14 protein-coding genes and 2 riboswitches are annotated in these 15044 nt (G+C 66.3%); of the genes, 10 read left to right on the top strand and 4 right to left on the bottom strand.

All coding sequences use genetic code 11. The features are described 5' to 3' along the window. Positions 1-253 precede the first annotated feature (253 nt). From G341_RS20850 to G341_RS0103305, 7 genes are all read left to right on the top strand, one after another. Positions 254-1450: an alkane 1-monooxygenase gene (locus G341_RS20850; RefSeq protein WP_081622403.1), complete on the top strand. Its 1197-nt coding sequence runs from the start codon at positions 254-256 to the stop codon at positions 1448-1450. Between the two features lie 235 nt (positions 1451-1685). Beyond that, positions 1686-3497, top strand: a complete 1812-nt coding sequence (locus G341_RS0103330) for an MFS transporter (RefSeq protein ID WP_018177689.1) — start codon at positions 1686-1688, stop codon at positions 3495-3497. 5 nt (positions 3498-3502) lie between these two features. Further along, positions 3503-3653, top strand: a riboswitch (TPP riboswitch). Then, entirely contained in the window at positions 3621-4706 is a 1086-nt protein-coding gene (locus G341_RS0103325) for an FAD-dependent oxidoreductase (RefSeq protein WP_043450437.1), read from the top strand. Its footprint overlaps the riboswitch before it by 33 nt. Further along, entirely contained in the window at positions 4703-4906 is a 204-nt protein-coding gene (gene thiS, locus G341_RS0103320) for a sulfur carrier protein ThiS (RefSeq protein ID WP_018177687.1), read from the top strand. The genes G341_RS0103325 and thiS overlap by 4 nt, the downstream gene beginning before the upstream one ends. Next, positions 4899-5669, top strand: a complete 771-nt coding sequence (gene thiG / locus G341_RS0103315) for a thiazole synthase (protein ID WP_018177686.1) — start codon at positions 4899-4901, stop codon at positions 5667-5669. Before thiS ends, thiG begins: the two co-directional genes overlap by 8 nt. Positions 5670-5745: 76 nt before the next feature. Beyond that, positions 5746-6690, top strand: a complete 945-nt coding sequence (locus G341_RS0103310; protein ID WP_018177685.1) for an ABC transporter ATP-binding protein — start codon at positions 5746-5748, stop codon at positions 6688-6690. Next, entirely contained in the window at positions 6690-7442 is a 753-nt protein-coding gene (locus tag G341_RS0103305; RefSeq protein WP_018177684.1) for an ABC transporter permease, read from the top strand. Before G341_RS0103310 ends, G341_RS0103305 begins: the two co-directional genes overlap by 1 nt. 24 nt (positions 7443-7466) lie before the next feature. Here G341_RS0103305 and G341_RS0103300 read toward each other — a convergent pair whose 3' ends face one another. The 4 genes from G341_RS0103300 to thiC form a co-directional block, all read right to left on the bottom strand. Beyond that, positions 7467-8639: an ABC transporter permease gene (locus tag G341_RS0103300; protein ID WP_018177683.1), complete on the bottom strand. Its 1173-nt coding sequence runs from the start codon at positions 8637-8639 to the stop codon at positions 7467-7469. Beyond that, a complete protein-coding gene (locus G341_RS0103295; RefSeq protein ID WP_018177682.1) occupies positions 8636-9523 on the bottom strand; it encodes an ABC transporter ATP-binding protein in 888 nt (295 codons plus the stop codon). Before G341_RS0103295 ends, G341_RS0103300 begins: the two co-directional genes overlap by 4 nt. A gap of 65 nt (positions 9524-9588) precedes the next feature. After that, complete coding sequence (gene thiD, locus G341_RS0103290; protein ID WP_018177681.1) at positions 9589-10437, bottom strand: bifunctional hydroxymethylpyrimidine kinase/phosphomethylpyrimidine kinase; 849 nt, start codon at positions 10435-10437, stop codon at positions 9589-9591. After that, the gene (thiC, locus tag G341_RS0103285; RefSeq protein WP_018177680.1) at positions 10434-12095 is read right to left on the bottom strand and encodes a phosphomethylpyrimidine synthase ThiC; all 1662 of its coding nucleotides are present in this window, start codon (positions 12093-12095) and stop codon (positions 10434-10436) included. The genes thiD and thiC overlap by 4 nt, the downstream gene beginning before the upstream one ends. Continuing rightward, positions 12087-12199, bottom strand: a riboswitch (TPP riboswitch). It overlaps the preceding gene by 9 nt. A gap of 151 nt (positions 12200-12350) precedes the next feature. On the opposite strand from thiC, the gene G341_RS0103280 reads away from it, so the two are divergent. The 3 genes from G341_RS0103280 (at position 12351) to G341_RS0103270 (ending at position 15040) form a co-directional block, all read left to right on the top strand. Then, complete coding sequence (locus G341_RS0103280; protein ID WP_018177679.1) at positions 12351-12698, top strand: GNAT family N-acetyltransferase; 348 nt, start codon at positions 12351-12353, stop codon at positions 12696-12698. Positions 12699-12797: 99 nt separating this feature from the next. After that, entirely contained in the window at positions 12798-14597 is a 1800-nt protein-coding gene (locus tag G341_RS0103275) for an MFS transporter (RefSeq protein ID WP_018177678.1), read from the top strand. Continuing rightward, positions 14594-15040 carry a MarR family winged helix-turn-helix transcriptional regulator gene (locus G341_RS0103270; RefSeq protein WP_018177677.1) on the top strand — a complete coding sequence of 149 codons (447 nt, stop codon included), beginning with the start codon at positions 14594-14596 and terminating at the stop codon, positions 15038-15040. The genes G341_RS0103275 and G341_RS0103270 overlap by 4 nt, the downstream gene beginning before the upstream one ends. The last annotated feature ends 4 nt before the right edge of the window (positions 15041-15044 follow it).

The following is a 15044-nucleotide window of genomic DNA, read 5'->3' as shown; positions in this document are numbered from 1 at the left end:
CGGCGACGTGACCGCTCGAAGCGGTCCGAAAAAACGTCCCGACCAGCGGTACATGCGCCTTGCGGTTTTGTGCATACCATTGGCAATCTCAAAGTCTTCGTAGGGGCTACCCAGAAGTGGGTCAACTGAATTAGCATTGCCTAAGTTTTCGGGGGTTGATCCATCTCAGCGAGGTCACGGTTACACGTGTCTTTGAATGACAACCTTTGTTACTGCTGTGACTGGTGTTGCGACACAAGCTTAGGATTTTTGAATGTTCACCCTTAATAAGCGGCGCAGGTCGACGCCACGGGGCGCGTATGCGGCGATGCTGTCAGGGCTGGGGATGCTGACCGCTCTGTTCGGCATGCTGCCTTCGGCGCTCGTCGCGGTGACGGGAATGCACATCTTCTGGTGGGCCGGCGTGATGCTGGTGATCGTGGCTGCCGGAATCGAGTCGATCTCGGGTGAGTGGGCCGACACGTACACCAAGGAAGAGATCAAGGCGCTGTCCAAGCGCAACATCTATCGCGTCTTCACCTGTGGATTCGTGCCGCTGCAGATCATCACCTTCGCGGTCGCCGGATTCATGTGGGGCCAGTCGGCGCTGAGCCTGGCCGACAAGCTCGGCCTGATGGTCACGATCGGCATCATGGGCGGATTCGCCATCAATGTCGCGCACGAGTTGCGGCATCGGCCCGGCAAGTTCGAGAGCTTCATGGCCAAGCTCGCGCTGTCGGTCGTGCTGTATTCGCACTTCTACTCCGAGCACAACTGGGGTCATCACGTGAAGGTCGCGACGCCGGCCGACCCGGTCAGCGCCCGTTACGGCGAGAGCTACTACCGCTTCTTCTGGCGCGCGGCGATCGGCGAATTCAAGTTCGCCGCCGAAGCCGAGCGCGAGCGTCTGGGCCGCAAGGGCAAGCGGACCTGGGGCCTGCGCAACGACATCGTGCAGGGCTGGCTGCTGAGTCTGGTGATCTACGGCGCCCTGATCGCGGTGTTCGGCTGGCAGTTGCTGCCGTACATGCTGGGCCAGGCGTTCATCGCCGTCGCCTTCCTCGAGTGCATCAACTACATCGAGCACTACGGCCAGCTGCGCGATCGCCGGCCGGACGGCCGCTATGAACGCTGCACCCAGAAGCACGCCTGGAATGCCGGCAAGATCGTCACCGGCCTGGGCATCTTCAACCTGCAGCGGCACAGCGATCATCACGTCCATCCGGGCCGCCGCTACCAGGCGCTCGAGCTCACCGACGAGGCGTCGATCCTCCCGGGCGGCTATGCGCAGATGGTGCTGCTGGCGCTCATGCCGCCGCTGTGGTTCCGGGTGATGAACCCGTGCGTCCTGGCCCTGTACGACAACGACATCCGCCGGGTGAATCTGACCGACAAGCTGCGCGCCAAGCATGGTTACGTCGTCGAGCCCGAGCTGGATTCGGATGACTCTGACGTCGCAGTCGCCGCCTGATCAGTAGCTTTTTCATTGAGACCGGGTCCCGATTACGGGACCCGGTCTCAATTTGGTGAAACAGTTACTTAGTGTGTCTCACCTGGGGTTAGCCTACGAATATCGATGTGATTTCGGTAACACTCAAGGGGGCCCCACCATGACAACTGCAGCCGTTTCTCGTGCGCCTCGGCGTACCGAGTTGACCGCGTTTCCGAATACCGGTCGCCGATATCTTTGTCTGGGGATCGTGGTTGTGGCCACGATCGTTCTGTATTACCAGTTCTATCTGGCTGGTGCGGTCGCCGCGGGTACGCATGGCACGAACGGCATTCTCGTCGACTACAACATGTCGTTCGTCTATTACGTCAATATCGCGGTCGTCGGGTACATCCTGGGTGCGGTGGCCTCGTTCGTGACCGGGGTCGCCGACAAAGTCGGCCGGGTCAACATCATCACGATCGGGTTGGTCCTGGTCGGGGTGATGTGTTTGTTGATCCCGGTGTGGGACACCAAGATCGGGTTCGCGGTCCTGTTCGCCGCGATCGGTTTGGTGGAGGGCATCATCCTGGTCGCGACGCCGGCGTTGATCCGTGACTTCAGCCCGCAGCTGGGCCGGGCATCGGCGATGGGGTTTTGGACGTTGGGTCCCGTGCTCGGGTCGTTGGTGGTGAGCATCCAGATCAGTAGCACCGGCAATTCCACGCCGTGGCATAACCACTACGTCGCCGCCGGCATCGTGGGCCTGGTGATCGCCGCACTGTCTGCGGTGTTCCTGCGTGAACTCGCCCCCGAGTTGCGCGACCAGTTGCAGGTCAGCGAACGTGACCGGGCGTTGATCGAGGCGCGTGCGGCCGGTATCGATGTCGAGGCGACGCTCAAGCATCCGTTCCGGCAGATGCTCAAGGCCGATATCGTGCTGTCGGCGTTCGCGATCAGCGTGTTCTTGATCATCTACTACATCGCGGTGGGCTTTTTCCCGGTCTACTTCCAGACGATCTTCGGGTTCAGCCAGTCCAAGGCGAACGCGTTGGGTAACTGGGTATGGGCGTTCGATGCCGCGGCGCTGCTGCTGATCGGGTTCTTGTCGGACAAGCTGCGGGTGCGCAAACCGTTCATGGTGGTCGGCGCGATCGGCGCGATCGTGATGACGATCCTGTTCCTCACGCGCGCCACCCATCCCGAGACCAGCTACAACCACTTCGTGGTGCTGCTGGTGCTGCTGGCCATCTTCCTGGGCATCGCGTACGCGCCGTGGATGGCGAGCTTCACCGAGACCGTGGAGAAGCGGAACCCGGCACTGACCGCGACGGGCCTGGCGATCTGGGGACTGGTGATCCGGATCGTCATCGCGGTATCGGTGTTCATCGCCCCGCACATCGTGAGCACCGTCTCGACACTGGTCGAGAAAGGCCCGGCGGCCCAGGAACTCGCGCAGCAGTACGCCGCACCGTTAGCGGCGGCCGCGAAGATGGACCCGGCGACCACCGCAGCGCTGACGACGAACCCGAATGATCCGGCCACCCAGGTGAAGGCGATCAGCGAGGTCAGCGGCGTCGCACCGGCGGCGGTGACCGTCGTGATGACCGTCGGCACCGCGCACGCACCCGCCCTCGCAGTCGCACAGGCGGTCGACCCGGCCACACTCGCCGCGGCGGGCACCGGTGATCCGGCCGCCGGCATGCGCGCGGTGCAGCAGGCCGTCGCCAAGCTGGGGATCTCTCCCGAGGATGCCACGGCACGCCTGCGTGATCTGGCCACGATCCCGCCCGCGGACATGGCCGCGATCCAGCAGAACGGCAAGGCGGTGACAGCTGCCGCCGATGACCTCAAGGCCCTGGGCCAGATCCCGGCATCGGATATGAAGATCCTCAAGGATGCCCAGCAGGCCAAGAAGGATTCACCCAAGCAGTGGCAAAGCTACTACTGGGTGGCCGTCGGCGGACAGATCGTGTTCATCCCACTGATCTGGCTGCTCACCGGCTACTGGAGCCCGCGTCGGGCCAAGCGTGCCGAGGAAGAACACGAAGCCATGGTCGAGGCCGAGCTCGCCAAGCTGCGGCAGTAGACTGAACAGACACACGCGGGAGCCCGGAGGCCGGGCTGAGAGTGGACGCCTCAAGCGAGGATGCACCGGCGCTGCACGAGAGTCGAGGCAGAACGTCCTGACCGCCAATACCTGATCCGGGTCATGCCGGCGAAGGAAGGAGTGCTGCGAGTGCACGTCGCCGTTGTCGGTGGGGGAGTCATCGGACTCAGCTGTGCTCTCGCCCTGTCCGAATCCGGTAGGCGGGTCACGGTTTTCGATGACGCGACGGGTGACCCGATGCCGCCGGCATCGTCGGTGGCCGGGGGCATGCTGGCCGCGGTGGGCGAGGCACGCACGGGCGAAGACGCCCTGTGGAGTCTGCTGCGCCGGGGTGCCGACGCCTGGGATCGTCAGCTGCGGCGGCTCGGCTCGGAGGTGGTGACCGCCGACGACACGGTGCTGGTCGGCACCGACACGGCCGATATCGAGCACCTCGGGACGGTCGCCGACTGGGTCGCCGAGCGGAGCGGGACGCTCGAGGTCGTCGGCGCTGCCGCCGCTCGTCGCCTGGTCCCCGGCGCCGGGCCGCGGATCCGTGGTGGAGTCGTCGTCAAAGGCGAACGAGCGGTAGATAATTCGCTGGTCATCGACGCCCTGCGGCGGTGTCTCGAAGAAGCCGCGGTGCCGATCGTGCGGCGACGGGTCGACGATCTCGGGGCCGTCGATGCCGATCGGGTCGTCCTGGCGGCGGGCTGCGGGTCCGAGGCGCTCTGGCCAGGGCTGGGGATCCACCCGGTGAAGGGCGAGGTGCTGCGCCTGTCGCGCGGCCGGTACGCGTTGCCGCCGCCGACCTGCGTGGTGCGGGCGCTCGTGAACGGCCGGCCGGTGTACCTGGTGCCGCGTGCGGACGGGGTCGTCGTCGGGGCCACCTCGTACGACGGGGACGCCGGCGATCCGCAGCCGCAGGTCGGCGGCGTCGTCGATCTGCTGACCGACGCGATGACGGTGCTGCCCGGTCTGCGCGAATATCGACTGGCCGGCATCCAGGCCGGTTTCCGTCCCGGCACCGCGGACGGGCTGCCGTTGATCGGCGCGCTCGACGATCGAGTGGTGGCCGCAACCGGGCATGGCCGCAACGGATTCGCGCTCGCCGCGCTCACCGGCGAGCTGATACGAGAACTGTTTGACGGCGCCGAGGCCGCGCCGGAGCTGGACCCGCGGCGTCGATATCAAGGAGGGACAGCATGACCATCGAAGTGACCGTCAACGGCGAGGATCGCGCCGTGCCGCAGGGCTACACGACCTCGGCGTTGCTGGCCGACCTTGGGCTCGGCGAAGACGGGATCGCCGTCGCCGTCGACAACATGGTTCACCCACGGTCGCAATGGGATTCGCCGCTGCCGGCCGGCGCCGAGATCGAGGTGCTGACGGCGGTGCAGGGTGGCTGACGGGCACGACGACGCCCTGCAGATCGGGGACGTCGACCTGACGTCCCGGCTGATCGCGGGTACCGGCGGCTTCAGCAACCTCGCGGTTCTCGAGCGCGCGCTCGTCGCGTCCGGGACCGAGCTCACCACGGTCGCGATGCGCCGGGTCGACGCGACCGCGGGGACCGGCGTGCTGGATGTGCTGCGGCGGTTGGAGATCGCGGTGCTGCCCAACACCGCCGGCTGCCATGGCGCGGCGGAGGCTGTGCTGACCGCGCAGCTGGCGCGGGAGGCCTTGGGCACCAGTCTGATCAAGCTCGAGGTGATCGGCGACGACCGCACCTTGCTGCCGGATCCGGTCGAATTGCTCGATGCGGCAATACAACTGGTGGACGACGGGTTCACGGTGCTGCCGTACACCTCGGACGACCCGATCCTCGCGCGTCGGCTGGAGGACGCCGGATGCGCCGCGGTGATGCCGTTGGGTGCGCCGATCGGCACCGGTCTGGGCATCTGCAACCCGCACAACATCGAGATGATCGTGTCGGCCGCGGGCGTGCCGGTGATCCTGGATGCCGGCATCGGCACCGCCAGCGATGCGGCATTGGCCATGGAGCTGGGCTGCGCCGGGGTGCTGCTGGCATCGGCGATGACCCGGGCCGACGATCCCGAGCTGATGGCGTCGGCGATGGCGTCGGCGGTGACCGCGGGTCGTCAGGCCTACCTGGCCGGACGCATCCCGAGGCGGTTCTGGGGCCAGGCGTCGTCGCCGCCGATCGCCTGATTCCGGCACTCGCCGATTCCTGCGTTCGACGGACGTCATCCGACCGCGGTGTCCGATTCCTGGCACACTGGCCGACGTGATCACTGTGCAGGGCCTCACCAAGGTGTACGGGCCGACGCGTGCCGTCGACAATCTGACGTTCACCGTCCGGCCGGGAATTGTGACCGGCTTCCTCGGACCGAACGGCGCGGGTAAGTCGACCACGATGAGAATGATTCTGGGACTGGATAATCCGACGTCCGGCGTGGCGACCGTGAACGGCGTGCCGTACGTGCAGCTGCAGGATCCACTGCGGCAGGTCGGCGGGTTGCTGGATGCCAAGTGGGTGCACCCCAATCGCAGCGCGCGTTCGCATCTGCGCTGGATGGCGGCGTCCAACGGCATTCCTGCCCGGCGGGTCGACGAGGTGCTGGCGATGGTCGGCCTGTCCTCCGTGGCCGGCAAGCGCGCCGGACAGTTCTCGCTCGGCATGTCGCAGCGGCTGGGCATCGCCGGCGCGCTGCTCGGCGATCCGGGGGTACTGCTGTTCGACGAGCCGGTGAACGGGCTCGATCCCGAGGGCATCGTCTGGGCCCGTAACTTCATCCGGGCGCTGGCGGCGCAGGGGCGAACGGTGCTCGTGTCCTCGCATCTGCTCTCCGAAATGGCTTTGACCGCGGATCATCTGGTGGTGATCGGGCAGGGACGGTTGATCGCCGACGCGACGGTCGACCAGATCACGTCGAGCGCCCGCAGGTCGGTGCGGGCGCGCAGTCCGCAGCTGCAGGCGCTCTCCGATGCGGTGCAGCGCGCCGGGTTCCAGACGCGGATCGAACCGGGACCCGAGCCGGTCCTGGTTGTCGACGATGCCGAGTCGGCACCGATCGGCGAGATCGCCGCCAAGAACTCGATCACCCTGCACGAATTGTCCAGCAAACAGGCGTCCTTGGAGGAAGCGTTCATGGCCATGACCGCCGGTTCGGTGGAATATCAGGGCGGCGCCGCCGCGGTGCCGGCCGGAATGCCGGGAGGTATGCGGTGATGCTGCGGGCCGTGCATTCGGAATGGATCAAGCTGACGTCGACCCGGTCGCCGTACTGGTGCCTCGGCATCGTCGCGGTGTTCTCGATCGGGCTCGCGGTGCTGATCGGCGTGGTGGCCGGACGGCCGGGGACCTCGGACGACGGCCTGGACGCCTTCACGATCGCCCTCGGGCTCACGGGTTTCGGCTCGATCGTGCTGATGGTGATGGCGGTTCTCGCCGTCACCAGTGAGTACCGCTTCGGGACCATCCGGACGACATTCCAGGCGGTGCCGCGCCGCGGGCGTGTGCTGACCGCCAAGACACTGGTCTACGGCGGGGTGGCGTTCGTGGTGTCCGCGGTGCTGGTGACGCTGTCGTTGGTGATCGGCTATGCGCTCGCCGGTCACAACCGGCCGGCCGTCGCGCTCGGCGGCAGCGATGCGATCCGATTGTATTGGGGCGTACCGGTATACAGCTTCATCACGATGGTCATCGGCATCGCCGTCGGGGCGCTGGTGCGGCAGACCGCCGGTGCGATCGTGATCGTCCTGGTCTGGTCGTTGGTCTTCGAGTCGATCGTGCAGATCATCCCGAAGGTCGGCGACAAGATCTATCCGTTCCTGCCGTTCGCCAACGGATCGCATTTCGTCGGCACCGCGGGCAACGACCGGTTCCATTGGAATCCCTATGTGTCGCTGGCCTATTTCGCGGGCGTCGCGGTGGTGCTGCTGGTCGTCGCGGTCGTCGTCACCGACCGGCGGGATGCCTGACAGGGCGTCCGCCGGCCGTCGAGGCTAGCGGCGCAGCCGCAGGGCCTCGCCCCAGGACACCCGGGCGCCGACGCGCAGCACCGAATGCGCGTAGATCCGCGCGGCCACCCAGGCGGCGATCGCGCACGCCGCCGCCATGACGAGCGCGCTGCCGATCACTTGCAGGATCGACACGTTCCCGGCCGCGATCTGCATCGGCATCAGCGTCGACGAGAACGGCGGGATCCAGCTCATCGTTTTGTAGAACGAGCTGTCGAGGTTGCTGGTGCCGAAGAAGGCGAGGTAGCCGGTGGCCATCAGCAGCACCAGAATCGGTGTGGTGGTGGAGTTGATCTCCTCCTGCCGCGACACCATCGAGCCGCCCGCGGCATAGAGCGTCGAGAAGAACGTGTAGCCGAGCAGGAACCACACCAGGGTGGCCGCGAGCATGCCGCCGGCCGTCCAGGGCAGCGTGAGCAGGCCGGTCGCCGACGCGGTGATCAGCCCGGCCGCCGCCATCACCGTCACCTGCGCCAGCCCCAACAGCCCGACGCCGAGGATCTTGCCCCACAACAGATGCAGCGGCTTGACCGCGGCGAGCAGGATCTCGACGACGCGGGTCGCCTTCTCCTCCACGACGCCGACGCCGACCGCCGCGGCGAACTGGGTGACACCGATGAACAGCAGCACCGATCCGGCGAGCGCGAGAACAAAGCGCTGCCAGTACTCATCGTCCTTGGGCTTGGTCTCGGTGACCGTCAGCGACACCTGGTCGGCACGCGGCGCGACCTGCTGCAGCGTCAGCCGGTGCGACCGAAGATTGTCGGCCAATGCCTTCTGCGACACCGCCGAGGTGAGGACCTGGCGCAGCGAGTCGGAGAGGTCGTTCTTGACGATCACCTGCCGGTCGGCGGTCAGGGCGGCGTCTAGCTTCCCGTGCGTGACCAGGTCGCGGGCGGTTGCCACGTCCGGCACCTGCTCGGTCCGCACGTGGTCGCCGGCCGCGGCGGCCGTCGAGGTGATGGCGGCGCTGTAGCTGCTGGCCGTGCCGACGAGGCCGATCTTGTCGGTCGACGTGCTCGAGCGGCCGACGAAGATCGATACCACGATCAGGCCGGCGACCAGCACGATGAGCATGATCGCATTGCTGATCAGGAAGGCGCGGGTGCGCGATCGCGTGGTGATCTCGCGCCAGGCGATGAGCCAGACGGAATTCATTGGGAGACCACCTCTTTGAACAGTTCGGCGAGTGACGGCCGGCTCGGCGTGAACTCGGTGACCGGGCCGAAGCCGATCGCCCGGCTCAGGATCTTCTGACTATCGGCATCGTCGCTGAGCTCCAGCACCCGGGTGTCGCCGTCCACGCTGAGCTCGTGGACACCGGGCAGCGTCGAGAGCCAACCGGGTGGCACATGCGGGGCCGTGATCGTGATTCGTCGCCGGCCCAGCGCCTGCAGCTCCGCGACGGTGCCGACGGCGCGCATCCGGCCGCCGGCGATGATGCCGACGCGGTCGCTGAGTCGTTCGACGAGTTCGAGCTGATGGCTGGAGAAGATCACCGGAGTCCCCGTCCGGGCCTTGTCGCGCAGCACGGTGCTCATCACGTCGACGGCAAGCGGGTCGAGACCGGAGAAGGGCTCGTCGAGGACCAGGATCGCGGGATCGGGCACGAGCGCGGCGGCCAGCTGAACGCGTTGCTGATTGCCGAGCGACAGGTCCGATACCGGGTCGTTCAGCCGCTCCGAGATCTGCAGCCGGGAGCACCACCGCGTCACCGACGCCTCGGCCTCGGCACTCGAGAGTCCGTGCAGCCGGGCGAGATAACGCAGCTGCTCGCCGACCTTCATCTTCGGGTACAGCCCGCGTTCCTCCGGCATGTAACCGATGCGCCGGCGCATGGTCAGATCGATCGGCACATAGTCGACGGTGACGCGTCCGGAATCGGGTGCCAGCACCCCCAGGATGATGCGCATGGTGGTGGTCTTGCCGGCGCCGTTGGCGCCCACGAAACCGAAGATCTCCCCGTCGCCGACGGAGAACGAGACATCATCCAGCGCCGTGAGCTGGCCGTAACGCTTTGTCAGATTGTCGATCTGCAGCAAGTGAACTCCGTCGATATTGCGACCCCCGAGAGTTCGATTGTGCGGGATCGTTCGCAAGAGTCAAATTAAGAATCAGTCGCGGTCGATAGCCGCCAGAAGGCGCTGACCGGTCCGTGACCGGCACCCAGCGGATACGCCGCGGCCACGCAGCGTGTGACCCAATCCTTCGCGAACGCGACAGCCTCGGGAACCGAATAGCCATGCGCCAAGGCCGAAACCATGGCGGCCGCGAGGGTGTCACCGGCGCCATGGTCGTGGCCGGTCGGAATGCGTTCGGTCCGATACTCGAGGAAATCGGTGCCGTCGTGGAGCAGGTCCGGACTCTGTGCGCTCGATCGCAGGTGCCCGCCCTTGACCAGCGCCCACCGCGCGCCCATTGCGTGCAGGGCCTTGGCCGCGTCGCGCTGGGTGGCCTCGTCGACCACGTCGATGCCGGTGAGCAGGCGCACCTCGTCGAGATTCGGCGTGACGACGGTGGCCAGCGGAATCAATCGTTGCCGCAACGCGTCCATGGCGTCTTCGGTCATCAGCGGGTCGCCGTGCATCGACGCGGCGACCGGGTCGACGACCAGCGGAATGCGATCGCCGATGCCGAGTTCGGTGCACGCGTCCGCGACCGAGGTGATGATCGCGGCCGACGCCAGCATGCCGGTCTTCGCCGCGCCGACCCCGATGTCGCCGACGACGCTGTGCATCTGCGCGGCGACCGTCTCGGCCGGGACCTCGTGAAAACCGCTGACCCCCACCGAGTTCTGCACGGTCACCGCCGTCACCGCCACGCAGCCGTGCACCCCGGCCAGCGCAAAGGTGCGCAGGTCGGCCTGAATGCCGGCACCGCCGCCAGAGTCGGACCCCGCGATCGTCAGCACCCGCGCCGGGGCGATTCCCGGTGCGGGTGCCGGCAGCGGCCTCACGAGTGGGCCGATACTTCGGTCAGTGACAGGTAGACGTTCTTTCCGGCGGCGACGAATTCGGCCGACTTCTCGGCCATCTCGGCCTCGATCTTGCGGTCGATATCCGCCTGGGTGACCAGGTCGTTCTCCTCGGCGTACTGGCGGACGTCGGCGGAGATCCGCATCGAGCAGAACTTCGGTCCGCACATCGAGCAGAAGTGTGCGGTCTTCGCCGGCTCGGCGGGCATCGTCTCGTCGTGGTACTCCCGGGCGGTGTCCGGATCGAGCGCCAGATTGAACTGGTCGACCCAGCGGAACTCGAAGCGCGCCTTGGACAATGCGTTGTCGCGATCCTGGGCGTGCGGATGTCCCTTGGCGAGGTCGGCCGAGTGGGCGGCGATCTTGTAGGTGATCACGCCGACCTTCACGTCGTCGCGGTTGGGCAGGCCGAGATGCTCTTTCGGGGTGACGTAGCAGAGCATTGCGGTACCGGCCTGCGCGATCATCGCGGCGCCGATCGCCGAGGTGATGTGGTCGTAGGCGGGCGCGATATCGGTGGCCAGCGGGCCGAGCGTGTAGAACGGCGCCTCCTCGCACAGCTCTTCCTCGAGCCGCACGTTCTCGACGATCTTGTGCATCGGCACGTGGCCGGGGCCCTCGATCATCACCTGCACGCCATAGGATTTCGCGATCTTCGTCAGCTCGCCGAGGGTGGTCAGCTCGGCGAACTGCGCCTCGTCGTTGGCGTCGGCGATCGAGCCCGGACGCAGGCCGTCGCCGAGGGAGAAGGTGATGTCGTACTTGCGGAAGATCTCGCAGAGTTCGCGGAAGTTGGTGTACAGGAACGATTCCTGGTGATGAGCCAGGCACCATGCGGCCATGATCGAGCCGCCGCGCGAGACGATGCCGGTGACCCGCTTGGCGGTGAGCGGCACATAGCGCAGCAGCACGCCGGCGTGCACGGTCATGTAGTCGACGCCCTGTTCGGCCTGCTCGATCACGGTGTCGCGGTAGATCTCCCACGTCAGCCTGGTCGGGTCGCCGTTGACCTTCTCGAGCGCCTGATACATCGGCACCGTGCCGACGGGCACCGGCGAGTTGCGCATGATCCATTCGCGTGTCTCGTGAATGTCCTTGCCGGTGGACAGATCCATGATGGTGTCGGCGCCCCAGCGGGTGGCCCAGACCATCTTTTCGACCTCTTCGGCGATCGACGAGGTCACCGCTGAGTTGCCGATGTTGGCGTTGACCTTCACGGCGAACGCCTTGCCGATGATCATCGGCTCGGATTCGGGATGGTTGTGGTTGGCCGGGATGACCGCGCGACCGGCGGCGACCTCGTCGCGCACCAGCTCCGGCGATACACCCTCGCGGATCGCGATGTACTTCATCTCGTCGGTGATGATTCCCGCTCGCGCCCAAGCCAATTGAGTGCTGGCGCCGTCGATCGGGTCGGGTTTGTGCCATTCGGCCCGGGTCTTCGCGAGACCTGCGTCGAGATCGATCGTGGCCTCGGAGTCGGTGTACACACCGGACGTGTCGTAGAGGTCGAGGTGTTCGCCGTTGGTGAGCTCGACGCGGCGGAACGGAACGCCGTCGACGTAGACCTTGTGGCTGCCCTGGATGGGTCCGGTGGTGACACCCTCGACCCGGGTTGCTGCGGACGCACGTGTGCTCATGATTTTCCTCCCTACGCCGGAATTACCCGGTCAGGTTCATACGGTCGCCGGCCGCCAGCCGCCATCTCAGCCCTCGGATCGTGAGAGCCCCCGTTGGATGTGAAATTTTTGCCCGCCGATCGGGCGCCTCCAAGAGTAGTCCCGCGAGTGACGACTCGGGGGAGTCCGGGTGACGACTTGGCGAATCCAGTCGAGGAGATGTTTAGCCTTGGGTACTGTGAGGGAGGTCACATTGAGATACCTCGGGAGTTCGTAGTGCAGGTTCGGCGGAAGAAGGCGGCGCCGCCGCGTTCTGCGGACTCGTTGTTGCAGCAGTTGTCGGAGGTCGTGCACAACGGTGAGCGCGACCGATTCGAGCTGTATGTGGCGGGTGACCTCGTCGGTGTCCTGGGCTATCAGCTCGGTGAGGCCGGCGGTGAACCGGTGATGACCGTGCTGCATACCGTGCTGTACGACGAGTACACCGGGCACGGGTTGGCCGGTCGCCTGGTCCAGGGTGCGCTCGACTTCGCCGCAGGCTCGGGTCGCAAGGTCGACCCCGTCTGCACGTTCACGCAGCAGTTTCTACGAGCGAACCCGAGGTATGCGGCCCTCGCGGTGTGAGATGGCTCGCTAGGCGGGATGCCGGATTGATTAGTTAACAGCAGGCAACTAAGGTTTTGGTTGCTAGTTGCTAACTAATTCCTAAGGCGGTTCACGCGCATGATGTCCTCCCGGGTGCAGATCGGGGTCGAGCATCCCAAGTACAAGTGGTTGGCGTTGTCCAACACCACGCTCGGCATGCTGCTGGTGACGATCAACTCGTCGATCGTGTTGATCTCCCTGCCCGCGATCTTCAAAGGGATCGACCTCAACCCGCTGTCGCCGGGCAATGTCAGCTACCTGCTGTGGATGCTGATGGGCTTCATGCTGGTCAGCGCGGTGCTGGTGGTGCCGTTCGGCCGGCTCGGCGACATGATCGGCCGCGTCCGCACCTACAACCTCGGATTCGTGGTGTTCACCGTCGCCGCGGTGCTGCTGTCGTTCGACCCGTTCCAGGGCGGCCCGGGCGCGATCTACATGATCGCGTTGCGCGTGGTGCAGGGCGTCGGCGGCGCGATGCTGATGGCCAACTCGACCGCGATCCTGACCGACGCCTTCCCCGTCAAGCAGCGCGGTATGGCGTTGGGCGTCAACATGGTTGCGGCGATCGCCGGATCGTTCCTGGGTCTGGTCCTGGGCGGCGTGCTCTCCGAGTGGGACTGGCGCGCGGTCTTCTGGGTCAGCGTTCCGTTCGGCATCGTCGGCGCCATCTGGTCGATCACCTCGCTCAAGGAGACCGGCGAGAAGGTCCCCGGCAAGATCGACTGGATCGGCACCCTGACATTCGCGGTCGGCCTCATCGTGCTGCTCACCGCCGTCACCTACGGCATCCAGCCCTACGGCGGATCGAACACCGGCTGGACCAACCCCTGGGTGCTGTCCGGCCTGATCGGCGGCTTCGTCCTGCTGATCGCCTTCTGCATCGTCGAGACCAAGGTGAAGGACCCGATCTTCCACCTCGAACTGTTCAAGAACCGCGCCTTCGGCCTGGGCAACCTGGCCAGCTGGATGGCCTCGATCGGCCGCGGCGGCATGCAGTTCATGCTGATCATCTGGCTGCAGGGAATCTGGCTGCCGCTGCACGGCTACAGCTACGAGTCCACGCCGCTGTGGGCGGGCATCTTCCTGGTGCCGCTGACCATCGGCTTCCTGGTCGCCGGCCCCATCGCCGGCTGGCTCTCGGATCACTACGGCGCCCGGTGGTTCGCCACCGGCGGTGCGCTGCTGGTCGGTGCGACCTTCATCGCGCTGGTGCTGATCCCGGTGAACTTCCCGTACTGGCTGTTCGCGCTGCTGATCCTGCTCAGCGGCGTCGGCTCGGGCCTGTTCTCGTCGCCCAACACGGCGATGATCATGTCGAGCGTGCCGGCGCAGCAGCGCGGCGCGGCGTCCGGCATGCGGGCGACCTTCTTCAACTCGGGTTCGGCCATCTCCATCGGCCTGTTCTTCTCGCTCATGGTGGTCGGCCTGGCCAACACGCTGCCGTCGGCGATGCATCACGGGCTCGTCTCGCATGGTGTCTCGGCCGGCGTCGCCGACAACGTCTCGAACCTGCCGCCGGTCGGCATGCTGTTCGCCGCGTTCCTTGGCTACAACCCGATGCAGCAGCTGATCCCGGCGTCGGAGCTGAACAAGCCGGGCGTCGACGCGCACACGCTGACCGGTCAGGAATTCTTCCCGCACCTGATGTCCGGCCCGTTCCATAGCGGACTCGTGGTCGTGTTCGTCACCGCCGGCGTCATGATGCTGGTCGCCGCGCTGGCGTCCTACTTCTCGCCGAAGTCGTACACCCCGGATGAGACCACCGCCGACGCCGCCGACGCCGCGGACGTCGAGATCGTCGAGGAGACGGTCGATGTCAGCCCGGACGTCCAGGGTGAGGTCGCCGCGGCGGCGGGCCCGACCGGGGCACGGCTGTGACGACGTCGTCGACGGAACTCACGCAGGCCGCGAATGTGTACCACAACCTGGTGCGCATTCAACGAACGCTGCGCCAGCTGACCAGCTCCGGTTCGCTGGCACAGAGCTCGATGTCGGCGCTGTGGATGCTCGTACAACGGGCTCCGCTGCGGCTGTCCGAGCTGGCTGAGCAGGAAAACGTTGCGGTGCCGACGATGTCCCGCGTCGTCGCAGCGCTGGAACGTGAGGGATACGTCGTCCGGACGGCCGATCCCGAGGACGGACGCGCGTATCTGCTCAGCCCGACCCAGACCGGTATCGACATGATCAACGGCAACACCTCGCGGCGGATCAAGACGCTGGAGCAGGCGCTCGAGGCGATCGAAGACGACGCCGAGCGGGCGAAAGTCGTTGCCGGACTAAAGTTCCTCGCCGACGCGCTGGCGGTAGACGGCGCCAGATGAACGA

Source organism: Jongsikchunia kroppenstedtii DSM 45133 (genome assembly GCF_000380485.1).
Lineage (GTDB): Bacteria > Actinomycetota > Actinomycetes > Mycobacteriales > Mycobacteriaceae > Jongsikchunia > Jongsikchunia kroppenstedtii.
This window is presented reverse-complemented; position numbering and strand designations above follow the sequence as displayed.